Here is a 26,869-nt window from a genome sequence, read left to right on the forward strand (position 1 = left end):
CCTATCTTATTCCACGCTCTTCACATCGGACATTGAAAGTGCCATCTTAGATGGATCTGACATCGAGTCAACAAGTTCCAATTGTTCTGAATTAAGTGGTAACAAAATTAACGTGGTTGTGTAAGAAGGTAGCTCACCACTATCCTTGATAGTATAGCTAATCTTTTGATTATCAAAAATGGCCTTGCCATCATAGGACCAACTCAGTGAAAACTCCAAATCTTTTTTGATATCTACATCAGTTTTATTGACGAGCATTAGTGCTGCTCTACCATCTGAAACTGCTCCTGTAAAGTAGATAACCATACTTCCCTTACTTCCAATTTCTGGATGTTCTTTGGTTAATTTTTTACCAAGTTCAATTAAATCAGATGTTTTACCTTCATATTGAGGTGCTACTACAAATTTCAATTCTTTCTCTTTGTTTACAACTGTATCGCGTGTACTTTTCTCTGTCCCCCCTGCTTCCTTTCCATTAGAGCAGGCTCCAAGAATCAATAACAAGATGACGACAAATAACTTCTTCATTTTTTCTCCTTTTATCAAAAATTATATAAACCTTTATCTCTTCTTAGATTTTTTAACATGTTCCTTGTACATTTTTGACTTTTTTCCATACCACTCTTCTAAAGTTTTCCCTTCCCACTCGCGGTATTCTTCAGGGTATTTCCACTTGTAATAGCCTTCTAAAAAGAAAGGAAACTCCATAAATACAATCATAGCGATTAAAGCAATATTCAACAGAATCCAAAATATAAAGAGACCAAAACCAGTTATGGAAGATGAAAAATTAATAGAAAAAGCTTTGAAAATATAATTAACAATCACAGCCAAGCCCAATATACCTGCTCCATAAATAGCAAGGCCTTTAGCAATTTTATCTTGTAAGGTAAGTGACTTAACTTCTCCATACATTCGTTTTTTCAAACTTCTAAGCTCTGTTCTTAACATTACATACGTCAACAATACTAGAAGCCCCAAAAGTACTAAGATCCCCCATATTGATAATATAGGTAAAGAGAGAGTTGTTGCCAGCAAATTAAATTCAAACGCAAACCATATTATAAAAGTTATAATATGAAATCGATAACGATAAGGGAGAATAAACGTCCGTTTAAAGAATTTACCCATTAATACCAATAACAACCAAATTAACAAGCAAATTAAATAAAGCTCGACTGTTAGCAAAGGATACTGAGAAACTGGTAACCTTAAATCTTTAGGATCAGAATTTTGTAATGATAGGGTAACAGCAAGGAGCATGAAATTTGCACCTATCGGAAACAACAAACTAAGAATAAAAGTTTTAATACCAAACCAAAAAGAGGGTTTCCCTTTCTTAAAGGCTTTCCCAAGTTTATTATAATAATCTTGTTTCTGATACTGTAAAAACCCATCATCTTCCAAATTTAAACTCTCTTCAAAACTTGCTTTAAAAATTGATTTCTTTATCTAATTTTCTCCCTAATTTTATTAAAATTGATAACAACGAGCCTACTGCAATTCTCTTCTATCTGGATATTTCTTGGCATAGGAAACAGAAAAGAAACTACCCATGATTCCTGCTGTTATAATAGCTGTAAGTATTACAGACACGATTATGCCAAGAATTTTTCCAAACGAAGGGCTTCCCTCAAGAAATAACCATCCAGACATCACAACTATAAATATTATATGATGTCATCCTCTTTACCATAAAGGCCAGCGCCCTGTTTCAGCATAAATCATGACTTCGTATGCTCCCCTAGAAGATTCAAATGCTCTATACATCAGTTCTTTAGTGATAGGATAGCGAACTTCTGGCCCCATGGCTCCGCCAATTTCTTTAAAGAAGCTAATTTCGTAATAGCCGTCTGTCTCATATACAATAAATCCATTGCCTCTATGTACAATCGTATCCGATTGATTATAATCTTCTAACTCATCTGCCTTTGGCCAACGATGATGTTCACAATAAAACATTACTTCTAAAGCATCTTTTTCTGATTTTGAAACACGTTCTGCTAATTTTTGGCTAATGGGAAAGTTAAGCACTTCTTTCCCTCTACTCCACAGAATCTCATAATCATTATTGTTTTTTAATATCCTACAATTTTTGTATTGCTGCATTTCTGTTGTCATATAAATCAACTTTCTTTACTTTTTTAATTCTTCTTTATCATAGGCAAAAACAAAATGATCTAGTTGGTGCATGAGATCTTTATCAATCTCTCCACTACTTTCTTACGCTTATGCAAATTATTGACCATACACAAATAGAGAATAAACAAAAGCATAGAATAGAAAAATAATCCTAAAAATTGGGGGTATACAAGATAGACTATCAAAGATGCTATCAAACTAATAAAGTTACCATGGATAACGGAGGAAACGACAGCTCCATTTTTCTGTGCTACTTCTAAGAATTCTAAGTACTCGATATCCGTAAATAGTGTAGGATACAAATCCAGGTCTTTTTTAAGATAGACATCCACTGATTTCCCGAAAAGTAAGGAAATACAAGAGAATAAAATCAAATAAAGATACTTGTGAGCAGGTATACTAAAGATTGTCAATCCATTCAGAAATCTGATAAAAGGAAGAAAGAGCAACACCAGGGGAAGTATAACGTACTGTTGAGTCTTAGAAGTTCTTTCTGGAATTGAAAAATACAATTTCTTTGTCTTTAAGTCATAATAGACCAATTTGTTCTTAAATTCTCCTAGATGAACTCGTTCTTTATAGTTTTTACTATTTTCCGTCATTTTCCACTCCCTTTCTTACTCAAACACTCCACAACCATTGATTTGCAATCAAAAGATATAAGCTTTTTTAAAACATTTCATTTCCTCGGACTGGATCACATCTTCCGACTATAGGAGCCTCAGTTGCATTTGTATATCTCTTTTGCTTAAGTGGCGATACATAACCATCTGGAAGTTTACCCATTGATTTTATCCATTGTTGTTCAACCATAGGAATACTTTAATTGGAACTTTTCTCCGAATCTAGTTTTAACCTCAATCACTTCGTTTAATTTTTCCTCTGGTTTGATTTAACTTCAACTATCTCATATTCCCGTTCATCTCCAGGTGTAAAGGCAACGTTTATGGTTGCTAGAAAAATGAACATTGTTAAAATCATTATCAAAAGCATGGCAACATTTTTTATATAGATAAAAGCTAGGGCAAATATAAGAGCTAAAACAAAGAAACTTAGTCGTGAAAGAAGCATTTTTACGTAAAAACGCGATGAATTTACTGGTTTTATTTTATAATAATTAGATTGTCCCAATGATCTATTGAGTAATTTTTCCAAACTTTTTTTCTTTTTAGAATATAAAAGCTGAAGCAAACTAAAAGAGAATAATAGACCAATAACTACTAAAAGCAAACTAGTTACTATCGGAAAATTAACATAAAAGTTGGCAAATAAATCAATATGATTCATACGAGTCCAGGCATTCACAAAAACTGCCAATCCTGCAGCTAATGATGTTGGAAGGATAAATTTGCTCGCCTTAGAGTTTTTTCTTCGATTTTAAAAAGTTCTTCATCTGAGATAGCATAAACTTTCTGATAAAAATACCAGTTTAAAGGCAAACAGAAATATCCAAGAAAATGTTTAGGGGATCTATCTAATAGATAATGTTTCCCCTGATAATGAAATAATAGGTATCGAAGATTCCCTTTATAATATAATTTTATTTTTTGCATTTTAATCCTTACTAATCTAAGAAAACATGAGTTTTTCCCAAGCTATGAGGAGTATCTCGATATCGGCTACATCTTATTTTAGTATTTTACCATTCATTTTATATAAGTGATGTCTCTCAGTTCTAAAGGTAACATTAGAAGCCAACAAATATAGAAAGATGATTGCATTTGCCATTAAGCCAAACAGTAAGTTACCTGAGTAAAAATAATACAATGCCATAAAGAATGCCAGTCCACCAAAAACCACTATAAATCCTAGCAATTGTTTAAAGTCGATTCTTATTGGCGTGATTTTATAGTATTGTAAATGCCTAAGTTCGCGCCCTAGCACAGAAAACATCCTTCTTTTCCGAGAATAGTAACATAATTCAACCAGAACATATGTTAAAAGAAAAGTCATTAAAAAGAGTGCCATTTTCGTAAAAATTGAGAGATTCGCTTCAAAATACTTAGTAATATCAATCTTGTTAACGCGTAACCAATTATATAAAAAGATACTCAGCCCAGCACCGAGAGAAGCTGAAACAGTGAGTTTTGTAGCACGTCCATTTTTTTCTTTTATTTTACAGTACTCATCCGATGTAATGGGATACACATGTTGAAAGAAAAGCCAATTTATAGGTGGAAAAAGATATCCTATCAAATGACATGGTCTTCTATCAAGTAGATAGTATTGATGATTGAATTCAAATACTAAATAACGAAAATTTCCATAAGTAAAACGAATTTTTTCCATCATTTCTCCTTAGTCAAAAAACAGATCACTTCTACTCCCCCCCTCTGAACTATGCCCTAACAAAGTAGTCTCATATTCATCTCCTAGTCCATTAGCATCATTCAGTTGAATCAACCACTCCCTGATAGTTTTTAATTTTACAATTGATACATAGAAGGTGTGAAATGTTCTGTTTAGTAGATAAAGTAGAAAATTGTTTTGCTAATAAAGTTTTCCCCACTATAAACACTCACCATGTTCTCATCCTTATTAAATTCTGCATGAATGATATCTGGTAATTCTATCTTTATTTCAGTAGAATCCCACTCCCATGTGAGCATCTGTTCGCTGTAATTGATTTTCTTAATCCTTCTCCTACTCTAACTCAGATCAATTCGATCTGAACTGTTTGCTCAGTCATCATGGAGTTCACTTCCTCGATGAGTTTATCTATCTCTTTTTGTGAGATACGAATGTGATTGTATGGTGGCTCCCAATTCTGTATGCTTGACCTATATACAAGAAAACTATTATCAGTCAACAACTCTTCCTCTGCTTTTAAAACATAACCATTTTCATAGTCGAATGTAATGTTACCTCTTGTCCCAGAAATTTTCATTCTATTTTCTTCTTTACTCAAACATCATTATTCCTTCTCAGGAATCTAGATCCTAATACTCAATCCAATCCCATATAATAAGGAGAGAAATTCCCCTTCAAATAAGCACTTATACTTTCTCCTATTATACCACACCTCCATTTTCATCTGAAATGGTTTCCATTTTAAGACAAGAAAAAAAACACTAATCATAACCTACACCCAAAAGTTGGATTTTTCTGTCTCACTTTTGGGGTGCAGGTCATTTGCTCTTTTTCTCTTTCCATATACTCTTATAACACACAATTAGCATCTTGTGAGATAGAAGATAAAGATAAAGATAAAGATAAAGAAAAAGCAAGCACAATGGCTTGCTTGATAGTTAAGGAATTAAAAATTGATTTTCATAGTCTTTTGGGAGCTTATAAGATATTTCTCCATTACTATTACCAAATCGACTTTGATTAAAAATTGGAAACAACTTGGAATCGTAATTCGTTTTTATAGCAAAACGTTCTCTTTCAAAACTAATAGTTGCAGCTACTGAGGGATCCTCAAAAACTGATTGTTCCCCTTGGGAATGCAAGCGAACGTTTATAGTAGCTACTTCTTCAGGATATTTCTCAAATCTAACATCAAAACGAATGTCGCTATTTCTCGAAGGAATGTACATTTGATATTCACTTACACTTATACTTTGAATCTTTCCTAATTTCTGTTCCAATTCTGGGTCGTTTCGATACAGGTTGGTTTGGATAGCTAGTTTGAAATTTTCCTCATGTTCTTGTAGCCATTTGTTTAGAAAACGAATCATAATTTCTTTTCGAACTTGCCAGGATGCATCCTTGCCTTTGCTAACAGCAACATTCAAAAGATTATTCATAATTTCATTCAATTTATCTTGCTCTCGCTTCCAATCCCACGAGGGGTCACTTGATACCTCTTGTACTGACAAGTACCATCTCTTCATAGTTTCAGGAGATTTATAAGGATTGGGTTTTATAAAGGTAAAAGGAGGTATACCAGCATCAGGAAAGTATAATTCTACTTTCATTGACTGCTTGCGATTATTATTAACATAGGCTGTAAAATAAATATGATAATTTCCACCTACATCTCCACCATTATCAAAAGACCCCCTCGCAGAACCTGGTAAAAGCGTCACAGACTTTATATACTGTCCTTGACTGTCTATATCAGCAAGAATTTCGCTCTTGATAGAATCTTCATGATCATGAATAAACTTACCAGTGTTGCCAAATGGCTGCCTCATAAACAAATAAGACAGAATGATAATAAGAAAAGGCACAGAAACTGCAAGGAATATCCACTTGTACGATTTTAACATAATATCTCCTTTTGCTCATTAAAAATCAGTTATAAATTAGTATTTATGTTTCTTTTTAAATTATAATCTTTTTGATTGACTTAAAAAAATTACTTTACTTTCACTAAATAAATTGCAGCACTGATTTGAACTAATTTTTCTTCAGATTCTAAACTTAGTAGGATATCGTATCTGTCATAGTACGCATATCCAAGACTAACTGAAAGTTTTGTGTCAGATGGAAGGTTATACTTTTCCACTATTTTCTTATATAACTCTGATTGATTTTCTGATTGGTAAATAATATCACTCAATTCAGTTTCTGCGCTCTTAAATGTTTTTTTAACATCTAAGGAAGCGAAATAATCTCTTGAAACCATTAAATTTAGAATTTCTTCATCAAATAAAGGATTTATCTCTGACTCATAATTTAACTTACCATTAGAATATGTAACAGGAACAGTTTCTTTATCCTCCCCAAGTGTTATTGTATACTCCCCTTTAATGTCAGATTGATTAATATCTACGTCCACTTCATACCTTTTGACTTCATCTTGATTTTTTATATAAACATCACTAGTGTATGACTTTAGTCCTGTAAACTCCTTCTTGTCTTGTTCTAAAAATTTAAACATAGGTTCAAACGTTTTTTCAAATTCGTACTGTTGTTTTGTCCTGTTTTTGGGAATAGTTTCTTCACCTAAAGCACATCCATTCAGTGCAAAAAGTGTCAAAAGCATTAGCATTACACTAACAACCCAAAATAAGTATTTATGATTTTTCATATTCTCTCCCTAGTTAACATTTATATTGTATTTTCAATAACTTTTCCTTTTAATCCAACGATTACTCTTTTCAATTTCGTTCATGAAAACCTCATTCTTTTTCAAATATAACACTACTAATTTGCACAATCTTTTGATTAGATTTTAGTTGAATAGTTACTCTATATATAGTTGAGCTAGAATGATTTAATAATACTATACATGTTGTTTCCTCTGGTAAATCATATTTGCTTTTTAGATGTCTATAGAGGTCAGAATTATTTTCTGGCTGATATACAATCTCACGAAGTTCTGTTTCTGCACTCTTAAAGGTCTCCTTTACATCTAAAGAAGTAAAGAAATCTCTTTGTACCACTAAATTAAGAATTTCTTCATCATATAAAGGAGTTACCTCTGACCCATAATTTAACTTACCATTAGAATATGTAACCGGAACAGTTTCGTTATTCTCCCCAAGTGTTATTGTGTAATCACCTTTAATATCAGCTTGAATAATATCTAGGTCCACTTCGTATTTTTTGACTTCATCTTGATTTTTTATATAAATTCTACTAGTGTATGCCTTTAATCCCGTAAAATCTTTCTTGTCTTGTTCTAAAAATTTAAATATAGGTTCAAAAGTTTTTTCAAATTCGTACTGTTCTTTTGTTCTGTTTTTGGGAATGGTCTCACCACCCAAACTACACCCATTCAGCGCAAAAAGTGTCGAAAGCATTAGCATAACACTAATAACCCAGAATAAATCTTTTTTCATTTTTTTCTCCTTAATAATCTATGTCCATTATACCACACCTCCATTTTCATCTGAAATGGTTTCTATTTTAAGACAAGAAAAAAAAACACTGTTCATTCAGTGCTTTTTGATTGAATTACTGCCCCCTGCAGGAATCGAACCTGCAACTACTCCTTAGGAGGGAGTTGTTATATCCATTGAACTAAGGGAGCTAGAGAAAAACTCTGCTGAATGAGCAGAGTTTTTTAGTCGAATTAACGACGGATTTCTTTGATACGAGCTGCCTTACCTTGAAGAGCACGCAAGTAGTACAATTTCGCACGACGTACTTTACCGTAACGAACAACTTCGATCTTTTCAACACGTGGAGTGTGGATTGGGAAGATACGCTCAACACCTACACCGTTAGAGATTTTACGAACTGTGTAGTTTTCTGAGATGCCAGCACCTTTACGTGCGATAACAACACCTTCAAAAATCTGGATACGTTCACGGTTACCTTCGACAACTTTCGCGTGTACACGAACAGTGTCACCAGGACGGAATGATGGGATATCTGTACGAAGTTGACCTTCAGTCAAACTTTGGATTAATGGATTCATTTTATTCTCCTATCTTTGTCAATCTTGAGGAACCTTCCTCAGCGGATAAACTGTATTTTTGTGCGTCCATTACACACAAGATACAGTTTACCAAATTTCCACCTAAAAGTAAAGAAATTTATAGCAGAATTCCTAAAAAAATCGCTAGAAAACCGCCTAGATATGTTAAGAGAAAATAGCTATAAAATACCTTCTTGTCACTGATTAGTCTTTGCAGCTCGTCATTCAAGGTTGAAAAGGTCGTTAACCCTCCACAAAAACCTGTCGCTAGGATAGCATAGATTTCCTTGGACTCCACATGATTGTAGAGTAAGCCAATCAAAAAACAACCTAGAAGATTGGCAGTTAGAGTTCCTAGTGGCAATTTAGAAGCTTGATTATAGCGGGAAAAGAAATAACGCACCAGGGCACCGAACCCGCAGGCGATTGCAAGATAAACGATTACCATTTCTTCCTCCCTAGAACATAAGCCAAGAGCAGACCTCCACCAATGCTCAAAAGTAAGTAGATGCCTAAACTAAGATAACGCCCAGTATCAAGCAGTTTCACAGCATCAAGCATTAGACTAGAAAAGGTTGTCAGGCCACCACAAAATCCTGTCCCCAGCGCCAAAACCAAGCCCTTACTAGTTCCCTTATAGACCAGATAGCCTTTCACCAGATAGACCAAGCAGAAAATTCCCAGATAGTTAACAAGGAGGGTCCCCCAAGGAAAGTCTGGACTGGCTGGTAAGCAAGTGGAAACCAGATAGCGGACAAGTCCTCCCAACATGGCAGCTAGGAAAATCCCGAGCGGATAGAATTGTTCTTTTTTCATTTGATATTTTGATCCTGATAATCACGCGAACGTTTGAGAATGTCTGAAAAAGTCGCAACAATGGTTTCTTGGTAACTCTTATTGGTTACACGACTCCTTACCTTTTCAAAAATGACTTCTTCTCGCTTACTATCTAAAATAGGTTTTCCTGAGGCCTTCTTATAGGCAACTACACCCTCAACCAAATGCATTCGTTCTTCTAGGAGCTTAACGATTTGGTCGTCGATTTGATCAATTTCTTGCCGAATACTAGCTAAATCCATAGTGTCTCCTCCTTTATTTGAATTATTGTATCAAAAAGCCACCAAATAGGCTAGTAAAATCTAGTTTAACTACTAAAAACTGCACCGACTCCTTCCAGTCAGCGCAGCTTGTTTCTTATCCTACTTTTGCAGCCAATTCTTCAGCGAATTGTTCCAAGCGTTCGATGTCTTCTTCCTCAGCAGAAAGATCTACTTTAACACTCTCTGAACCTTTTTCTGCTCCTGTCGCTACAAAAACACGATCAAAGTCATCGACAGCCTTACAGAATTCGTCGTAGAAGGTGTCACCTGAACCAACAACTCCGTAGATTTTGCCATTCAAGTTGAGATCTGCTAGGTCTTCGTAGAAGTCCATCATCTCATCTGGCAATTCTCCATCACCGTAAGTATAAGTCGCAACGATTGCGATGTCCGCCTCCAAGAAGTCTGAAGCGTCAACAGTCGTACATTCATCCACATCGACATCCAATCCCAAGTCACGCAATTTATCTGCTACAATATCTGCAATTTCTTCGGTATTACCGGTCATACTGGCAAATACAATTTTTGCTAATGCCATATCGTCCTCCTCAATTTATCTTTCTCCATTATATCATATCTTTTTCATTTTAAAAATAAAAATTCTTGTGCTACAATGAAATGAGAAAGAATTGAGGTTATTTATGGAAATTTGCCAGCAAATTTTAGAGAAAATCAAAGAATACGATACCATTATCATTCATCGTCATATGAAACCAGATCCTGATGCCTTAGGGAGCCAAGTGGGCTTGAAAGCTCTTCTCGAACACCATTTTCCAGAAAAAACCATCAAAGCCGTCGGTTTTAACGAACCAACTCTAACTTGGATGGCGGAAATGGATACTGTCCAAGACAGTGACTACCAAGGAGCTCTTGCTATTATTTGTGATACAGCAAATCGTCCTCGTATCGATGATAAACGCTATGAACAAGCTGCTTTCACCATCAAAATCGATCACCATCCAAATGATGATATCTATGGTGACCTATCTTGGGTCGATACAAGTTCAAGCAGTGCCAGTGAAATGATTGCCCTATTTGCTCAAGAAAATCAGCTGGCCTTGTCTAGTGAAGCGGCACGACTTCTCTATGCAGGAATTGTCGGGGACACGGGGCGTTTTCTCTACCCATCAACTAGTGCTCGTACCTTTAGGATAGCTGGCCAGCTCCGAGAAGTTGATTTTGACTTTGCTGGATTGTCTCGTCAAATGGATACCATGAGCTTCAAGATTGCAAAACTGCAAGGCTTTGTCTATGATCATTTAGAAGTTGATGAGAATGGAGCCGCACGCGTTCTGCTTACTCAAAACATCTTGGAAAAATATAAGGTTACGGATTCTGAAACAGCGGCGATTGTCGGAGCACCTGGCCGAATTGATACTGTTAAGGCTTGGGCTATCTTTGTTGAGCAAGCTGACGGTCACTTCCGTGTGCGAATGCGCAGTAAAATCACCCCTATCAATGAAATAGCCAAACAACACGACGGGGGAGGGCATCCATTAGCCAGTGGTGCCAATTCCTATAGTCTAGAAGAAAACGAAATCATCTATCAAAAGTTAAAAAACTTGTTTAAAAACTGATAAAATACTTGCCAAACTTTTCAGAATCTGATAGACTAGTAAGGTAACAATCTATGGCTCGCAAAGAGACCATGGCAGAAAGGAAATATTGCAAAATGAAAAAAGATATCCATCCAGAATATCGCCCAGTTGTCTTCATGGACACAACTACTGGTTACAAATTCCTTAGCGGTTCAACAAAACGCTCTAACGAAACTGTTGAGTTCGAAGGCGAAACTTACCCATTGATCCGTGTGGAAATTTCATCAGACTCACACCCATTCTACACTGGACGTCAAAAGTTCACTCAAGCAGATGGACGCGTGGATCGTTTCAACAAAAAATACGGTCTCAAATAATAAAAAAAAGAACAGTTTCAACTGTTCTTTTTTTTACTTCTTTTTATGAATCAACCACTACTATTATCTCAATATCAAGCTTCAAGCTAGTGCCGTGAACTAATTTGAACAAGTTTAAAAAATATCGAAAAGAAGCTTGATATTGAGAATGGTCAAGATAATAGAAACTGCGTAACCTAGGATTGTGTTCCACTTGGCATTGGTAAATTCTCCCATCAGTGACTTCTTAGAGGTCAGATAGATTAAGGGGAAGATTGAAAACGGAAGAGCGATTGAAAGAAAGACCTGTGAATAGACCAATAACTGATCCAAGGTTTTTTCTTGATGCCCAAACAAGACGGCGACTATAATCACAGGGAGCAAGGCAAAAATACGTGTACCGATACGGATAAGCCACTGAGGTAATCTTAGATGTAAGAAACCTTCCATGACAATCTGTCCTGTCAAGGTACCTGTAATGGTCGAATTCTGGCCACTTGCTAGGAGGGCCAGGGCAAATAAAGTTGACAAGGTTGAGCTGGCTATTGCTCCTGCTATTGTCGAATCCTGTAAAGCATTGTACATTTGGGAGAAGGCCGAAATTTCAGATGCATGACCAAAAAAGAGGGAGGCACCTAAAATGAGAAGCAAGGAATTGACAATAAAGGCTAGGGACAGCTGAAGATTTGAATCCCATGTCATAAAACGCACGGCTTTCCGCACATCCTTCTTATCTTTGTGATTGATTTTCCTTGTTTGGGATAGGGATGAATGAAGATAGAGATTATGGGGCATGACTGTCGCTCCTACAATTCCTAGAGCCAAGGTCAATTGGCTTTCATGACCTGGCAATGGTGTTTCAAATAATGTTGGAGTCGGTAAATAACCACCAAAGATACCCTGAATACTTGGATTGGATAAGGCCACAAGATAGGTAAAGATGGCTAATATGGTTAAAATAAGAGTCGTAACAATGGCTTCAATTTTTTTGAAGCCAAATTTCATCAATAAAAGTAACAAAAATACATCTAAAACGGTTAGGAGGATAGCAATCATAATCGGTATTTTAAACAAAAGATTTAAGGCAATCGCTGAGCCTAGAACCTCAGCTAAGTCTGTCGCCATTAAAGCCAATTCTAAAATCACCCATAAACTATAGCGAAGCCATTTGGGAGCATGATGAGCTGTTGCCTGTGCTAGGTCCATCCTAGTCACGATACCGAGCTTTCCAGCCATCTGTTGTAACTGCATGGCAATGATGGAGGAAATCAAAATAACAAATAAGAGACTATATTTGTAGGAAGCACCACCAACCACACTGGTAATCCAGTTTCCAGGATCCATGTAGCCAACTGCCACAAGTGCACCAGGTCCTAAGAATGCTTTTAGATTTTGCCAAAAATGATTGTTATTTGGAGTCTCAATAGATTGATTGATCTCAGAAAGAGAGACTTTTTCATAAGAGGACATAGGGATTTCCCACTTTCTAATCTGTCTTTACATATTTCTTAATAGAATATTTTTTTGAAAGAATGATGAAAATAGTTTACCTATTTCCAATTCACCCTTATTATATCACATTTTAGAATGATTCCTAAGAAAACAAATGATAGTTGAAATAGGCAATATCAGTATTGTAAAAGCCAGCGTTTTTTGACGCTGGCTTTAAAACTGTGAAAAATATTTATCAACTAGATCGCTTCTGTGACAAAACTGCGACTTTCTAGTACCTTGAGCATGGCATCTGCTGTGTCTAGGGCTGTAAAGAGTGGCACACCGTGTTCAATGGCTGAACGGCGGATTTGCTCACCATCTTCGTCAGCAGTTCGTTTGGTTCCGACAGTATTGATGATCGCTTGGATTTTTCCTTTACGGACATAGCTTGGGATATCCTTCTCATCATCACCAATCTTACCAACAGGCTGGGCATGCAGTCCATGACTAGCAAAGAAGGCTGCAGTACCTTCTGTAGCGAGGATACCGTAACCGATATTTTGGAAACGACGAGCCAAGTCCAAGGCTTCATCTTTGGCATCATCTGCAATGGTGAAGACAACATTTCCAAAGGTTGGCAAGTGCAGGTAAGAAGCTTCAAAAGCCTTATAGAGAGCTTTTTCGAGAGTTGTATCAGAACCCATGACTTCCCCTGTCGATTTCATCTCAGGACCTAGTAAGCTGTCTACTTTTGCTAGTTTGGTAAAAGAGAAGACTGGCGCCTTGATGTGAACGCGAGTGCTTTCTAGATAGAGTCCATCTTGATAACCAAGTTCTTCAAGACTTTGCCCAAGAATGAGCTTAGTCGCTACCTGAGCCATAGGAATATTGGTTACCTTAGAAAGGAATGGAACCGTACGGCTGGCACGTGGATTGACCTCAATAACATAGACTTTTTCATCCTTGATGACAAACTGAATGTTCATCATTCCGAGACAGTTAAGACCGATTGCTAGACGTTTAGTGTAGTCTGCGATAGTTTCCTGAACCTTTTGCGACAAGGTTTGTGGTGGGTAAACGGCCATTGAGTCACCTGAGTGGACACCAGCACGTTCGATATGTTCCATAATACCAGGGATAAGGACATTTTCTCCGTCTGAGATGGCATCAACTTCACATTCTTGCCCAACGATGTATGAATCAACAAGGACTGGGTGATCTGGGCTTGCCTTAACAGCTGTACGCATGTAAGAACGAAGGTCTTCTTCGTTTTCTACGATTTCCATAGCACGTCCACCCAAGACATAAGATGGGCGAACGAGGACTGGGAAGCCAATCTTGCGAGCTGCAAGAACCGCTTCTTCTTCATTGGTTGCTGTTTGTCCTGGTGGCTGTGGAATATCCAAGTCTTTAAGGGCTTGCTCAAAGAGGTCGCGGTCTTCCGCACGGTCTAGGTCAGCAACTTGTGTACCAAGAATGGTCACTCCTGCTTTTGCCAAAGGCTCTGCAAGGTTGATAGCTGTTTGACCACCAAACTGAACAATAACGCCTTTTGGTTGCTCCAAGTCGATAACATTCATGACATCTTCAAAAGTTAATGGTTCAAAGTAGAGCTTATCAGATACAGAGAAGTCCGTTGAAACGGTCTCTGGGTTTGAGTTCATGATGATAGCCTCATAACCAGCAGCCTGAATAGCCTTAACAGAGTGAACAGTGGCATAGTCAAACTCAACCCCCTGTCCGATACGGATTGGACCTGAACCTAGGACTAGAACGGATTCCTTATCAGACTTGATAGACTCATTTTCCCAACCATAGGTTGAATAGAAATATGGAGTCTCTGATTCAAATTCTGCCGCACAGGTATCGACCATCTTGTATACTGGGACAATCTTGTTTTCCAAACGAAGTTGGCGAACTTGATCGACTGTCGTTTCCCAAAGTTCAGCAATCTTACGGTCTGAGAAACCATTAAGTTTGGCAGTTTTCAAGACTTCTACATCTTGTGGATGGGCACCCAATTCTTGCTCAATTTCAAAGATGTGCAAGAGTTTATCTAGATAAAAGATATCAATCTTAGTCAATTCAGCAATTTCTTCTGGTGTGTAACCACGGCGAATGGCTTCTGAAACGTAGAAGAGACGGTCATCTTGGGCTTTGACAACCTTTTCAATCAAAGCATCATCTGAAACCGCTGCAAGTTCAGGCATTTCATTGTGGTGAACCCCAATTTCAAGTGAGCGACAGGCTTTTAGAAGAGATTCCTCAATGTTACGACCGATAGCCATTACTTCACCAGTTGCTTTCATCTGAGTTCCAAGACGACGCTCACCTTTTTCAAACTTGTCAAATGGGAAACGTGGAATCTTAGCAACGACGTAGTCAAGGGCTGGTTCAAACATAGCGTAGGTTGAACCTGTAACTGGGTTAATAACCTCATCCAGGGTCAAACCGACGGCAATTTTGGCAGCCAATTTAGCGATTGGGTAACCTGTCGCCTTAGAAGCAAGGGCTGATGAACGAGACACACGTGGGTTTACTTCGATGACATAATATTTGAAGCTGTGGGGATCGAGTGCTAGCTGAACGTTACATCCGCCTTCAATCTTGAGGGCGCGGATAATGCTCAAGCTCGCGTCACGTAGCATTTGGTTTTCATAGTCTGACATGGTTTGCGCAGGAGCAAATACGATGGAATCCCCTGTATGAATCCCAACGGGGTCAAAATTTTCCATGTTACAAACCACAAGGGCATTGTCAGCCGAGTCACGCATGACTTCGTATTCGATTTCCTTGAAACCTGCAATCGAACGCTCAATCAAACATTGGGTAACAGGTGACAGTTTCAACCCATTTTCAGCGATTTCACGCAATTCTTCCTCGTTGGCACACATACCACCACCAGTACCACCAAGTGTGAAAGCTGGACGAACGATAACTGGGTAGCCGATTGATGCCGCAAAGGAAACAGCTTCTTCCACTGTGTTGACAATTTCAGATTCAGGGATTGGTTGCTCAAGCTCTTCCATCAATTGTTTAAAGAGGTCACGGTCCTCAGCTTGGTCAATGGCAGACAACTTAGTTCCGAGAAGTTCGACACCAAGCTCATCTAGAATACCATTTTTAGACAATTCCATGGCCATGTTCAGACCCGTCTGACCCCCAAGAGTTGGAAGCAAAGCATCTGGACGTTCCTTACGGAGAATACGTGTCACAAACTCGAGTGTAATCGGTTCGATGTAGACCTTATCCGCAATCTCCTTATCCGTCATGATGGTTGCAGGGTTTGAGTTCACCAAAACAACCTCATAGCCTTCCTCTTTCAACGACAAGCAGGCCTGAGTCCCAGCATAGTCAAACTCAGCAGCTTGACCAATAATAATCGGACCAGAACCAATCACCATAATTTTTTGAATATCAGTACGTTTAGGCATTTATAAGATATTAAGGGCGTCAAGCGGACAAAGCTAAAATAGGAGTTATGACGAAGAACTATCAGTTCTAGGAATAACTATCTTTTTAGCACCGTCCGTAGCCCGTATTCAGTTCAGAAAATACGGACCCCCCTTCTCCTTTCTATTCGTCGCCTCACAGAGCGACATTAAATAAATTCTCCGATGATTTTTCAATAATAAATCGAGTGTAAAAATTTTCAGCATCTCATTGCTCAACTAAAAGAAAGGACTTGCCTTTTTGTTCGACAAGCCTCTGACAGAGTTTCCTATATCAGCGATTAGCAGATTTAAACGACTCCATCATTTCGATAAATTCATCAAAGAGATAGCTTGCATCGTGCGGTCCTGGAGCTGCATCTGGGTGGAATTGCACAGAGAAACCTGGTTGGTATCTGTGACGCACACCCTCAACTGACTTGTCATTGATTTCTTCGTGGGTAATAATCAAATGCTCTGGCAAATCCTCACGGCTAACCGCATAACCATGGTTCTGGCTAGTAAAGTCTACTCGGCCTGTTGCAATTTCACGCACCGCGTGGTTAAATCCACGGTGACCAAACTTCATCTTGTAGGTCTTAGCACCATTTGCCATAGCAAAAAGTTGATGTCCCATACAGATACCAAAGATCGGAATTTTTCCTTGCACACCACGAATCATATCGAGCGCCTGGGGAACATCTTCTGGGTTACCTGGACCGTTTGACAACATGACCCCGTCAGGATGGAGATGGAGAATCTCTTCTGCTGTTGTTGTGTATGGAACAACGGTCACGTTACAGTTACGCTTAGATAGTTCGCGTAAGATGGAGTGTTTGAGACCAAAGTCTACCAATACGACACTCAATCCAACTCCAGGAGCAGGATAAGCTGTCTTAGTAGAGACTTGCTTGATATTATCTGTCGGTAGAACTGTCGCTTGGAGCTGGTCTATGATATGGTCCATCGTATCACCAACATGCGTAAGGGTTGCACGCATGGTACCATGCTTACGGATAATTTTTGTCAAAGCCCGGGTATCAATTCCTGAGATACCTGGGATTTTCTTCGCTTTCAAGAATTCATCCAAGGTCATTTGATTGCGCCAGTTGCTGGCTCTACGCGCTTCTTCAAAAACTACTACTCCCTTACAGGTAGGAGTGATTGACTCGTAGTCGTCACGGTTAATTCCATAATTTCCCACCAAAGGGTAGGTAAAGGTTAAGATTTGTCCATTGTAAGACTGGTCTGTTATAGACTCTTGGTAACCAGTCATCCCTGTATTAAAGACGATTTCCCCCGTTACGTCAATATCTGCTCCGAAGGCCTTGCCTTCAAATACTGTACCATCTTCTAATACTAGAAGTCGTTTTTTCATCTACTCACCTCTCGTTGATGCTCTCAGACATCTTTTAACGCTTTGTGCCTTATTTTGCTTTTCTATAGGCCAGCACAGATTCTAAAATTGCCATTCTGACAAAGACACCGTTGGTCATTTGCTGAACAATACGTGATTTCGGTGCTTCTACCAAGTGATCAGCGATTTCCACGTCACGATTGACTGGAGCCGGGTGCATAAGGATTGCTTTTTCTTTCAAACGGTCATAGCGCTCTTGTGTCAAACCATGCTGGATATGATAGTCTTCTTTTGAAAATCCTGTCACAATTTCATGACGTTCATGCTGCACACGAAGAAACATCATAACATCTACTTGATCAATCACCTCATCAATTGATACAAAGCGACCGTAATGTTCAAACTCCTCACTTCTCCATTCCTCAGGACCTGCAAAGTAAAGCTCCGCTCCCAAGCGTTTAAGAATTTGCATATTAGACTTAGCTACTCGAGAGTGGTTTAGGTCGCCAGCGATGGCCACCTTAAGACCTTCAAAATGTCCAAATTCTTCATAAATTGTCATCAAATCAAGCAAACTTTGGCTAGGGTGTTGCCCTGAACCGTCCCCACCATTGATAATCGAAGTTGTGATGGTCGGGCTAGCAATCAATTCTCTATAGTAGTCCACCTCTGGGTGACGAATGACACAGGCATCCACTCCAAGTGCAGACAGCGTCAAGATTGTGTCATAGAGTGTTTCACCCTTATTCACTGAACTGGTCTTCACATCGAAATCCAAAAGATCAAGTCCAAGTTTCAGTTCTGCTACCTCAAAGGATTTGTGGGTACGAGTTGAACTTTCAAAGAAAAGGTTGGAAACGATATGTTGTTCCTCATAAGAAGCACTCGCTCCGTTTTTAAATTCGATTCCTCGTTTAATCAATTTCATTACTTGTTCTACAGTAAGGTCTTCCATAGAAACGACATGTTGCAAAGCTTGTTGATTTTCTGACATTTTTTTACTCCTTTTGGTGTTTAGGCTTGTTCTGTGATTAGTACTCTGTCTTGTCCATCTAGTTCTGTCATCTCTACGATGATTTCTTCAGAACGACTGGTTGGGATGTTTTTTCCAACATAGTCCGGACGGATTGGAAGTTCTCTATGGCCACGATCAACCAAGACTGCCAAACTTACACGAGCAGGACGACCGTGGCTGACGATGTTGTCAATAGCTGCACGAATAGTACGACCTGTATAGAGCACATCATCCACCAAAATGACTTCTCGATCTGTCACATCAACAGAGATTACAGAGGTATCTTCCCCACTTTTGACATCATCACGGAAAGGTTTAGTATCCAATTCTACTACGGGAACAGAGACATTTTCTAACTGCTCCAAACGTTCTTGGATACGATGGGCGATGAAAACTCCACGTGTTTTAATCCCAGCCAGAACGATTCTATTTAAATCTTTGTTGCGTTCGATAATCTCGTAGGTAATCCGAGTAATCGCTCGTTTGACGGTCAATTCGTCTACAACTTCTTTTGTCCTCATGACAAACCTCCAAAAAGAAAAGTCTCCTTAAACAAGGAGACTTCAGAATGTATAGCCAAACTAGCCTTACTATAGACAGTATAGACTTCGGCTATCTATTGATCCGACTCCTTGCCTGCCTCACGGGACAGGTTTAAAGGAATATTTTATTGTTATTACTATATCACAAAGAATGGATCAATGCAAGAAAAAAACATAAAATTTTTATCTTATAACGAACTAAAATCATATAATTGGGGATAGTGATCGCATTCTGGGTTCTTTGGATGACAGATAGCCCGTCCAAAGTAAATCATGGCTTGATGGGCTGCCAACCATTTCTCTGGTGGCAGAATATCCATGACACGTTTTTCTACTTCAAGGGGTGTGGCTGATTTTTTAACAATATCATGGTGCTTGCAGATACGTTCAACATGGGTATCCACTGCAAAGGCTGGAATTCCAAAGCCCACACTCATAACTACATTGGCTGTTTTGCGTCCAACACCCGCTAGACTTTCTAATTCCTCGCGAGTCTGAGGGACTTTACCATCAAAATCATCTAGTAGCTGTTGGGCACATTTTTTTAGAAACTTGGCCTTATTGCGATAAAGTCCTAGGCGAGAAATGTGCGAAGCAATTTCACTTTCAGTCGCGACAGACATGGCTTGAGGCGTTGGAAAAGCTGCAAAGAGACCTGGTGTAGCCTTGTTGACAGCAGCATCTGTTGTCTGAGCTGACAACATGACCGCAACCAGGAGTTCAAAATGATTGGTAAAATCAAGGCTGGGTTTGGCGTCTGGGAAGAGGGCAATGATTTCTTCTAGCACCTTTCGTGCTCGTTTTTTTGACAAGACCATTATTCGTCTCCGTCAAATAGTCCTTGCAAGCCAGCAAATGGACTGTTTTCTTCTTTCTTGACTGCTTGTTGGGCTTGGTATTCTTCCTCAGTCATGATTTGCCAGTCATTTCCAGACACAAAACCTTGACCAGCTTCTTCTTCTGCTGTTAAGACTTTGATAGGAATATTGAGCAAGATATTATCGGAAACGCTCTCAGCAAGGTCGATTTCCCCATTTTCGATAGGCAAGACCAAGTCATCGTCTAAAACTTCTTGATCCAGTTGGTTGGTTGCTCCTTCCATGAAGACCTCTGTCACTGGATAAGACTCCTCCAACTCAACTGGCTCCATACTGCGGCTGGAAGCAAGGACAATAGTATAAGATAACTGATAATCTAGGAAATACAGACGGTCTTCGTACTGGACCTTTCCCACTACTAGGATATCTTTGACATCTAAAATTTCTTGATTACGTTTACGCAAGTCTACGACAAGGTCTAAAGTTTGTTCAAAGTGTAGGCCTTCAGGCTGCTTACGAATTTCTTGAATATTTAACTTCATATTTCCTCCATAAAGATGTACTCACTTGATTATACCATGAAAAGGCTATAAGTCAGCTTTCCAAACTTTGTAATTAAAATTCGAATTTTTTAACATATTTACTATGACATATTTTCTGATTAGTGCTATACTATAGGCAAGAATACATCAGAGCAAGGAGGATGCTCATATGGAAGACAAAGCCCTGATTAACGAAGCTTACCAACTCCTATCCGAGTTAAATAAAAGCTACCAAAGCTGCAAACAAGGCACAGTCGATGATCTTCGTCTACAAGAACTGCTAAACACTACTCTTAAGGAACTAAAAAAAGCAGAAAAGTTGGATAATAGTATCTTAATCAACCTTGAGAAATTTTACCAACGTACCAGTCTTCTGATTGGACTAGGTAGTCTAAAACTGAATGATCAAGCACGCACCGCTTGGCGCAACTATGACAAGTTCCACTACGAACATGTCAAACACGTATTGACTCTCTATGGACCTGTTTTGGGTTTTTAGAGCTTGAAATTACTTGTTTTCTATTGACAAAATTTCCTGAAAGGTATAGGATAGAGGTACTAATACTCGGAGGTAAGGGAGACATGAACAACTAATCTATCAAATAAAGAATCTTTATTTAGTAGATCTTGTTTTTGTCTCTTTTTGCATGCTCTTTTTGTACTAGATCTTCTGGTACTTTATCCTCTTTGAAAATCAAAAAACTAGAAAGCTAACCATCTGCTCCTCTTGGGTTGGATAGGGTTAGACTGACTTAGCTTGACGGGATTTTTTACATGGATAATAGAGTTTTTGACAGTGACTTTGGGCTCTACTAGATAAAGTAGAGCTTTTTGTTATGCACTATGGACATTCTAGAAAGGGCAAGAATATGATAAAAATCAATCATCTGACCATCACACAAAACAAAGATTTACGAGACCTTATATCTGACTTAAGCATGACTATCCAAGACGGGGAAAAGGTTGCTATTATTGGTGAAGAAGGAAATGGCAAATCAACCTTGCTACGAGCTTTAATGGGGGAAGCTTTGCCTGATTTCACTATCAAGGGAGACCTCCAGTCTGACCTTCAATCACTGGCCTACATTCCACAAAAGCTAGCTGAAGACCTGAAAGAAAGATCTCTACACGACTACTTCTTTTTGGATTCTACTGAATTAGACTACAGTATCCTCTATCGTTTGGCTGAGGAGTTACATTTTGATAGTGATCGCTTCGCTAGTGACCAAGAAATTGGCAGCCTCTCTGGAGGCGAAGCCTTAAAAGTTCAACTCATTCATGAATTGTCTAAACCTTTTGAAGTTCTATTTTTAGATGAACCTTCAAATGACTTAGACCTTGAGACTGTTGATTGGCTAAAAAGGCAGATACAGAAGATGAGGCAAACCGTTATTTTCATTTCCCATGATGAAGACTTTCTCTCTCAAACGGCAGATACTATTGTCCACTTACGACTGGTCAAGCATCGGAAAGAAGCGGAAACGCTAGTAGAGCATTTAGACTATGATCGCTACAGTGAGCAGAGAAAGGCTAGTTTTGCCAGACAAAGCCAGCAAGCTGCTAACGACCAGAAAGCCTATGACAAAACCATGGAAAAACATCGCCGAGTTAAGCAAAATGTAGAAACTGCCTTACGTAACACTAAAAATGATGTTGCTGGGCGCCTACTGGCTAAGAAGATGAAAAATGTTCTCTCTCAAGAAAAGCGCTACGAAAAGGCAGCTCAGTCCATGACCCAAAAGCCGCTTGAAGAAGAACAAATCCAACTTTTCTTCTCAGATATACAACCATTACCAGCTTCTAAAGCCTTAATCCGACTGGAAAAGGAAAATTTGTCCATTGGCGACCGAGTTTTAACTCAAGGACTTCAACTAACTATCCGTGGTCAAGAAAAAATCGGTATCATCGGCCCCAATGGCGTTGGGAAATCGACACTGTTAGCTAAGTTGCAGCAAATACTAAGCGACAAAAGAGAAATTTCGCTTGGTTTTATGCCACAAGATTACCACAAAAAACTGGAATTGGATCTATCTCCTATAGCCTACCTCAGAAAAACTGGGGAAAAAGAGGAACTACAGAAAATCCAATCTCACTTAGCCAGTCTCAATTTCAGCTATCCAGAAATGCAGCACCAAATTCGCTCCTTATCTGGTGGTCAACAGGGCAAACTCCTACTTTTGGATTTAGTGTTACGCAAACCAAACTTTCTCCTTCTGGATGAGCCTACACGAAATTTTTCTCCTACTTCTCAACCTGAAATCAGAAAACTCTTTGCCTCTTATCCTGGTGGTCTGATCACTGTTTCGCATGACAGACGCTTCTTAAAAGAGGTCTGTACGAGTCTCTATCGTTTGACAGAAAATGGTTTGGAAGTTGTTGATTTACAAGATTTATAAATTTTGAACATAGCAAAAATCCAGAGAGACTTCTCTGGATTTTGTTTACATTTGTTTCAAGCGTTCGATTCGTTCTGAGATAGGTGGGTGGGTATAAAAGAGTTTTTGTAGTCCGCCACCTTTCTTGGGATCATTGATGTGCAGAGCGCTGCTGGCATCGTCAACATGGTGATGCATCGGCTCGCTATTGTCCAACTTGCGCAAGGCATTGATCATCCCTTGAGGATTGCGAGTCAGCTCCACACTGGATGCATCCGCCAAAAATTCCCTCTGACGGGAAATGGCTAGTTGCACCAAGGTTGCTGCGAGAGGTGCCAGAACAATGGCTAAGAGAGAGATAACAAGCATGATAATCTCCAATCCATTTCCATCTCGATCGTCGTCACTTCGTCTGCGACCAGCGCCACCCCACCACATCATCCGTCCTGCCATACTAGACAGAAGGGTAATGGCACTGGCAAGGGCGACAGCAATGGTCGAAATGCGGATATCGTAGTTTCGGATATGACTGACTTCATGCCCCATAACAGCTTCTAGCTCCTCACGATTCATGATAGCCAGAAGACCCGAAGTGGCTGCGACTGCTGCATTCTGAGGATTGGAACCTGTTGCAAAGGCATTTAAAGAAGAATCCTCAATGATGAAAACACGCGGCATGGGAATCTGAGCGACCATGGCCATATCTTCTACTACATGGTAGAGGTCTGGTGCTGTTTGCTCATCAACCTCACGCGCCCCATTCATAGACATGACAATCTCTGTCGATTGAAAGATCATGGTCAGAGCGTAGATAAGACCGATAATCAAAGCAATAATCATGCCGCCAAGACCTGAACGCATAAAAAGATAGCCTACCGCATAACCAACTAAGGCCAAGAGTAGGAAGAAAACCAGCAACAAAATCCAGGTTTTTCGTTTATTGCTCGCAATTTGATCAAACAACATCTTAGTCACCTAAACCGCTAAAGTCAACTTTAGGAACTGCCTTTTCCTCGTCTGGTGTTTGAAGGAAGTCTGCAGCTTTAAAGCTAAATAGTCCCGCGATAATATTACTTGGGAAGCTTTCAAGTTTTACATTGTAGTTGCTGACAACACTGTTGTAGAGTTGGCGAGAGTAAGAAATTTTATTTTCTGTATTGGTCAACTCTTCTTGCAATTTGATAAAGTTAGCACTAGCTTTCAAGTCTGGGTAATTCTCTGCTACTGCAAAGATACCAGAAATCTGGCGAGTAAGGGCATCACTGGCCTTCATAGCTTCTGCTGGTGAAGTTGCTGCGGCTACTTGTCTACGAAGTTCTGTCACCTTTTCCAAGGTAGAACCTTCATATTTCGCATAGCCTTTGACTGTTTCAATCAAGTTTGGGAGAAGATCATTACGACGCTTCAACTGAACATCGATCTGGCTCCAAGCCTCCTTGGTCTGCATACGATTTTTAACCAAACCGTTATAGCTAACAATCACAAAAATAACAATCAGAGCCAAAACTCCAAGAATAATCCAAATCATAATCTTATTCCTTTCTGCTTTTAGATTAATACCAGTATATCAAAATTTTAATGAATATGGTAAAATAAGATGATACTAGAGAAGGAAAAAACTATGAAACCAGAAACATTTTACAGCCTACTAGCTGAGCAAAATATTCCACTTTCGGACCAGCAAAAGAACCAATTTGAACGGTATTTTGAACTCTTGGTCGAGTGGAATGAAAAGATTAATTTGACGGCTATTACAGACAAGGAAGAAGTTTATCTCAAACATTTTTATGATTCGATTGCACCTATCCTGCAGGGTTTGATTTCAAATGAAACTATCAAACTTCTTGATATCGGAGCGGGGGCAGGATTTCCAAGTCTGCCGATGAAAATTCTCTATCCTCAGTTAGATGTGACCATCATTGATTCGCTAAATAAACGCATCAACTTCCTTCAGCTTTTGGCTCAGGAACTGGATTTGGATGGTGTTCACTTCTACCATGGACGAGCAGAAGACTTTGCCCAAGACAAGAACTTTCGTGCCCAGTTTGATATGGTAACGGCTCGCGCGGTGGCCCGCATGCAGGTCTTGTCTGAACTGACCATTCCCTACCTTAAAGTTGGCGGAAAACTATTGGCACTCAAGGCCAGCAATGCTCCTGAGGAATTGCTAGAAGCCAAGAATGCCCTCAACCTCCTTTTTAGTAAGGTCGAAGACAATCTCAGCTACGCCCTGCCAAATGGAGATCCACGCTATATCACAGTCGTCGAAAAGAAAAAGGAGACGCCTAACAAGTACCCAAGAAAGGCTGGCATGCCTAATAAACGCCCGCTTTAATTTTTTTAGTAAAAAAATTTACAAAATCAACCTCGCTCTTACATTTTTAGGCTCGGAGAAAAATGATTTACAAAATCATTTTTTTCTGCTATACTATCCTAAGCAAAGGTTTTTAATGTCATCCCGTGAGGTGACGAAGACGCAGAAATATATGAAGTTCTTTAAGAATGGAATAATCTTTTTTAAAGAAGTCTTACTCTGAGAGCCTGTTGCTGTAAAATAATGGGCTCTTTTTTGATGCCCAAAAGTGAGGTTTATATGAAACAAGAATCAACTATTGATTTGTTACTAGACGTTGACCAACGTCCTTCAGCTGGTAAAGGCATTCTCCTCAGCTTCCAGCACGTTTTTGCCATGTTTGGTGCAACCATTCTCGTTCCCTTAATTTTGGGAATGCCTGTATCTGTTGCCCTTTTTGCATCAGGCGTTGGGACACTCATCTACATGATTTCGACTGGTTTTAAAGTTCCAGTCTATCTCGGATCATCCTTCGCCTTTATCACGGCCATGTCTCTAGCTATGAAAGAGATGGGTGGCGATGTATCGGCCGCTCAAACTGGGGTTATCCTGACTGGTTTGGTTTACGTCCTTGTGGCTGCAAGTGTTCGTTTTGCAGGTACAAAATGGATCGATAAACTCTTACCACCAATCATTATCGGACCCATGATTATTGTTATTGGTCTTGGTCTTGCTGGTTCAGCTGTTACGAACGCTGGACTTGTAGCAGATGGAAATTGGAAAAATGCACTTGTAGCTGTCGTGACGTTCTTGATTGCTGCCTTTATCAATACAAAAGGAAAAGGTTTCCTTCGTATCATTCCTTTCCTCTTTGCCATCATCGGTGGTTACATCTTCGCAGTAACACTTGGCTTGGTTGACTTTACACCAGTCCTAGAAGCTAACTGGTTTGAAATCCCTGGTTTCTACTTACCATTTAGTACAGGCGGAGCCTTCAAAGAGTATAACCTCTACTTCGGTCCTGAAACAATCGCCATCTTGCCAATCGCTATCGTAACCATTTCAGAACACATCGGTGACCATACCGTCCTAAGCCAAATCTGTGGACGTCAGTTCCTGAAAGAACCAGGACTTCACCGTACTCTTCTTGGTGACGGTATTGCAACATCTGTATCTGCTTTCCTCGGTGGACCAGCCAATACGACTTACGGCGAAAATACAGGAGTTATCGGTATGACTCGTATCGCTTCTGTCTCCGTTATCCGTAACGCTGCCTTTATTGCCATCGCTCTTAGTTTCCTTGGTAAATTCACTGCCTTGATCTCAACAATCCCTAGTGCTGTACTTGGTGGGATGTCTATCCTTCTCTACGGAGTTATCGCCAGCAACGGTTTGAAAGTCTTGATCAAGGAGCGCGTTGATTTCAGTCAAATGCGTAACCTCATCATTGCTAGTGCTATGTTGGTTCTTGGGCTTGGTGGAGCCATCCTCAAAGTAGGACCAGTTACCCTTTCAGGTACTGCCCTATCAGCTATGACAGGTATCATCTTAAACTTGATCTTACCATACGAAAACAAAGACTAGTCATCTATATAGACAAAATCCACTCAGTT

The 26,869-nt window shown here is 39.2% G+C and carries 30 protein-coding genes and 1 tRNA gene; 6 read left to right on the forward strand and 25 right to left on the reverse strand.

Features of this window, described 5'->3' with window-relative positions:
• Positions 1–6 precede the first annotated feature (6 nt).
• From EJF26_RS03980 to EJF26_RS04065, 16 genes are all read right to left on the reverse strand, one after another.
• Positions 7–528: a hypothetical protein gene (locus tag EJF26_RS03980; protein WP_000732965.1), complete on the reverse strand. Its 522-nt coding sequence runs from the start codon at positions 526–528 to the stop codon at positions 7–9.
• A gap of 33 nt (positions 529–561) precedes the next feature.
• On the reverse strand, positions 562–1,407 hold the full coding sequence (locus EJF26_RS03985) for a hypothetical protein (RefSeq protein ID WP_000389127.1): 846 nt from the start codon (positions 1,405–1,407) through the stop codon (positions 562–564).
• Between the two features lie 282 nt (positions 1,408–1,689).
• A complete protein-coding gene (locus tag EJF26_RS03990; protein WP_000206121.1) occupies positions 1,690–2,121 on the reverse strand; it encodes a hypothetical protein in 432 nt (143 codons plus the stop codon).
• A gap of 891 nt (positions 2,122–3,012) precedes the next feature.
• Positions 3,013–3,459, reverse strand: coding sequence for a hypothetical protein (locus EJF26_RS04000; RefSeq protein WP_255261619.1), 447 nt, complete (start codon positions 3,457–3,459; stop codon positions 3,013–3,015).
• Positions 3,460–3,467: 8 nt separating this feature from the next.
• The gene (locus EJF26_RS10050; RefSeq protein ID WP_255261618.1) at positions 3,468–3,695 is read right to left on the reverse strand and encodes a DUF443 domain-containing protein; all 228 of its coding nucleotides are present in this window, start codon (positions 3,693–3,695) and stop codon (positions 3,468–3,470) included.
• Between the two features lie 73 nt (positions 3,696–3,768).
• Positions 3,769–4,431, reverse strand: coding sequence for a DUF443 domain-containing protein (locus EJF26_RS04005; RefSeq protein ID WP_000411547.1), 663 nt, complete (start codon positions 4,429–4,431; stop codon positions 3,769–3,771).
• Positions 4,432–4,795: 364 nt separating this feature from the next.
• Positions 4,796–5,050 carry an Imm74 family immunity protein gene (locus tag EJF26_RS04015; protein ID WP_260467739.1) on the reverse strand — a complete coding sequence of 85 codons (255 nt, stop codon included), beginning with the start codon at positions 5,048–5,050 and terminating at the stop codon, positions 4,796–4,798.
• Positions 5,051–5,390: 340 nt separating this feature from the next.
• Positions 5,391–6,356, reverse strand: a complete 966-nt coding sequence (locus EJF26_RS04020; RefSeq protein ID WP_000920505.1) for a hypothetical protein — start codon at positions 6,354–6,356, stop codon at positions 5,391–5,393.
• 89 nt (positions 6,357–6,445) lie between these two features.
• Positions 6,446–7,120: a hypothetical protein gene (locus EJF26_RS04025; RefSeq protein ID WP_000788526.1), complete on the reverse strand. Its 675-nt coding sequence runs from the start codon at positions 7,118–7,120 to the stop codon at positions 6,446–6,448.
• A 91-nt stretch (positions 7,121–7,211) separates the two neighbouring features.
• Positions 7,212–7,874, reverse strand: coding sequence for a hypothetical protein (locus EJF26_RS04030; RefSeq protein ID WP_000710932.1), 663 nt, complete (start codon positions 7,872–7,874; stop codon positions 7,212–7,214).
• Positions 7,875–7,993: 119 nt separating this feature from the next.
• Positions 7,994–8,065: transfer RNA gene (locus EJF26_RS04035), tRNA-Arg, on the reverse strand.
• 42 nt (positions 8,066–8,107) lie between these two features.
• Complete coding sequence (gene rplS, locus EJF26_RS04040; RefSeq protein ID WP_001068669.1) at positions 8,108–8,455, reverse strand: 50S ribosomal protein L19; 348 nt, start codon at positions 8,453–8,455, stop codon at positions 8,108–8,110.
• Between the two features lie 118 nt (positions 8,456–8,573).
• Positions 8,574–8,903 carry a fluoride efflux transporter CrcB gene (crcB, locus tag EJF26_RS04050; protein ID WP_000237400.1) on the reverse strand — a complete coding sequence of 110 codons (330 nt, stop codon included), beginning with the start codon at positions 8,901–8,903 and terminating at the stop codon, positions 8,574–8,576.
• Positions 8,897–9,271, reverse strand: coding sequence for a fluoride efflux transporter CrcB (gene crcB, locus EJF26_RS04055; RefSeq protein WP_000712090.1), 375 nt, complete (start codon positions 9,269–9,271; stop codon positions 8,897–8,899). Before crcB (EJF26_RS04055) ends, crcB (EJF26_RS04050) begins: the two co-directional genes overlap by 7 nt.
• The gene (locus tag EJF26_RS04060) at positions 9,268–9,534 is read right to left on the reverse strand and encodes a chorismate mutase (RefSeq protein WP_000362351.1); all 267 of its coding nucleotides are present in this window, start codon (positions 9,532–9,534) and stop codon (positions 9,268–9,270) included. Before EJF26_RS04060 ends, crcB (EJF26_RS04055) begins: the two co-directional genes overlap by 4 nt.
• 115 nt (positions 9,535–9,649) lie before the next feature.
• On the reverse strand, positions 9,650–10,093 hold the full coding sequence (locus EJF26_RS04065) for a flavodoxin (RefSeq protein ID WP_001162126.1): 444 nt from the start codon (positions 10,091–10,093) through the stop codon (positions 9,650–9,652).
• Between the two features lie 103 nt (positions 10,094–10,196).
• On the opposite strand from EJF26_RS04065, the gene EJF26_RS04070 reads away from it, so the two are divergent.
• Both EJF26_RS04070 and EJF26_RS04075 read left to right on the forward strand, forming a co-directional pair.
• A complete protein-coding gene (locus tag EJF26_RS04070; RefSeq protein ID WP_000401783.1) occupies positions 10,197–11,132 on the forward strand; it encodes a DHH family phosphoesterase in 936 nt (311 codons plus the stop codon).
• Between the two features lie 95 nt (positions 11,133–11,227).
• Positions 11,228–11,470: a type B 50S ribosomal protein L31 gene (locus EJF26_RS04075; RefSeq protein ID WP_000710762.1), complete on the forward strand. Its 243-nt coding sequence runs from the start codon at positions 11,228–11,230 to the stop codon at positions 11,468–11,470.
• 114 nt (positions 11,471–11,584) lie between these two features.
• Here EJF26_RS04075 and EJF26_RS04080 read toward each other — a convergent pair whose 3' ends face one another.
• The 7 genes from EJF26_RS04080 to EJF26_RS04110 form a co-directional block, all read right to left on the reverse strand.
• Positions 11,585–12,919 carry an Nramp family divalent metal transporter gene (locus tag EJF26_RS04080; protein WP_000100449.1) on the reverse strand — a complete coding sequence of 445 codons (1,335 nt, stop codon included), beginning with the start codon at positions 12,917–12,919 and terminating at the stop codon, positions 11,585–11,587.
• Between the two features lie 221 nt (positions 12,920–13,140).
• Positions 13,141–16,317, reverse strand: a complete 3,177-nt coding sequence (gene carB / locus EJF26_RS04085) for a carbamoyl-phosphate synthase large subunit (protein WP_004246843.1) — start codon at positions 16,315–16,317, stop codon at positions 13,141–13,143.
• 292 nt (positions 16,318–16,609) lie between these two features.
• Positions 16,610–17,692: a carbamoyl phosphate synthase small subunit gene (locus EJF26_RS04090; protein ID WP_000746720.1), complete on the reverse strand. Its 1,083-nt coding sequence runs from the start codon at positions 17,690–17,692 to the stop codon at positions 16,610–16,612.
• A gap of 49 nt (positions 17,693–17,741) precedes the next feature.
• Complete coding sequence (locus EJF26_RS04095; RefSeq protein WP_001293858.1) at positions 17,742–18,665, reverse strand: aspartate carbamoyltransferase catalytic subunit; 924 nt, start codon at positions 18,663–18,665, stop codon at positions 17,742–17,744.
• Positions 18,666–18,685: 20 nt separating this feature from the next.
• Entirely contained in the window at positions 18,686–19,207 is a 522-nt protein-coding gene (pyrR, locus tag EJF26_RS04100; RefSeq protein ID WP_001259299.1) for a bifunctional pyr operon transcriptional regulator/uracil phosphoribosyltransferase PyrR, read from the reverse strand.
• 209 nt (positions 19,208–19,416) lie between these two features.
• Positions 19,417–20,046 carry an endonuclease III gene (nth, locus tag EJF26_RS04105; RefSeq protein WP_000244442.1) on the reverse strand — a complete coding sequence of 210 codons (630 nt, stop codon included), beginning with the start codon at positions 20,044–20,046 and terminating at the stop codon, positions 19,417–19,419.
• On the reverse strand, positions 20,046–20,588 hold the full coding sequence (locus EJF26_RS04110) for a YceD family protein (protein WP_000773205.1): 543 nt from the start codon (positions 20,586–20,588) through the stop codon (positions 20,046–20,048). Before EJF26_RS04110 ends, nth begins: the two co-directional genes overlap by 1 nt.
• 169 nt (positions 20,589–20,757) lie before the next feature.
• On the opposite strand from EJF26_RS04110, the gene EJF26_RS04115 reads away from it, so the two are divergent.
• Both EJF26_RS04115 and EJF26_RS04120 read left to right on the forward strand, forming a co-directional pair.
• On the forward strand, positions 20,758–21,087 hold the full coding sequence (locus EJF26_RS04115; protein WP_000389542.1) for a hypothetical protein: 330 nt from the start codon (positions 20,758–20,760) through the stop codon (positions 21,085–21,087).
• Between the two features lie 337 nt (positions 21,088–21,424).
• Positions 21,425–22,984: an ATP-binding cassette domain-containing protein gene (locus EJF26_RS04120; protein ID WP_004246866.1), complete on the forward strand. Its 1,560-nt coding sequence runs from the start codon at positions 21,425–21,427 to the stop codon at positions 22,982–22,984.
• 45 nt (positions 22,985–23,029) lie between these two features.
• Here the strand turns inward: EJF26_RS04120 and htpX are convergent, their stop codons facing one another.
• Both htpX and EJF26_RS04130 read right to left on the reverse strand, forming a co-directional pair.
• Positions 23,030–23,929 carry a zinc metalloprotease HtpX gene (gene htpX, locus EJF26_RS04125; protein WP_000895753.1) on the reverse strand — a complete coding sequence of 300 codons (900 nt, stop codon included), beginning with the start codon at positions 23,927–23,929 and terminating at the stop codon, positions 23,030–23,032.
• Between the two features lies 1 nt (position 23,930).
• Positions 23,931–24,491, reverse strand: coding sequence for a LemA family protein (locus EJF26_RS04130; RefSeq protein ID WP_000637803.1), 561 nt, complete (start codon positions 24,489–24,491; stop codon positions 23,931–23,933).
• Positions 24,492–24,584: 93 nt separating this feature from the next.
• Here EJF26_RS04130 and rsmG point away from each other — a divergent pair, with 93 nt between their 5' ends.
• Together rsmG and EJF26_RS04140 are read left to right on the forward strand one after the other, a co-directional pair.
• A complete protein-coding gene (rsmG, locus tag EJF26_RS04135; protein WP_000801947.1) occupies positions 24,585–25,298 on the forward strand; it encodes a 16S rRNA (guanine(527)-N(7))-methyltransferase RsmG in 714 nt (237 codons plus the stop codon).
• A 258-nt stretch (positions 25,299–25,556) separates the two neighbouring features.
• Complete coding sequence (locus tag EJF26_RS04140; RefSeq protein ID WP_004246858.1) at positions 25,557–26,840, forward strand: uracil-xanthine permease family protein; 1,284 nt, start codon at positions 25,557–25,559, stop codon at positions 26,838–26,840.
• The last annotated feature ends 29 nt before the right edge of the window (positions 26,841–26,869 follow it).

Origin of the sequence: Streptococcus oralis subsp. dentisani (genome assembly GCF_007475365.1) — a bacterium.
Taxonomy (GTDB): Bacteria; Bacillota; Bacilli; order Lactobacillales; family Streptococcaceae; genus Streptococcus; species Streptococcus mitis_AX.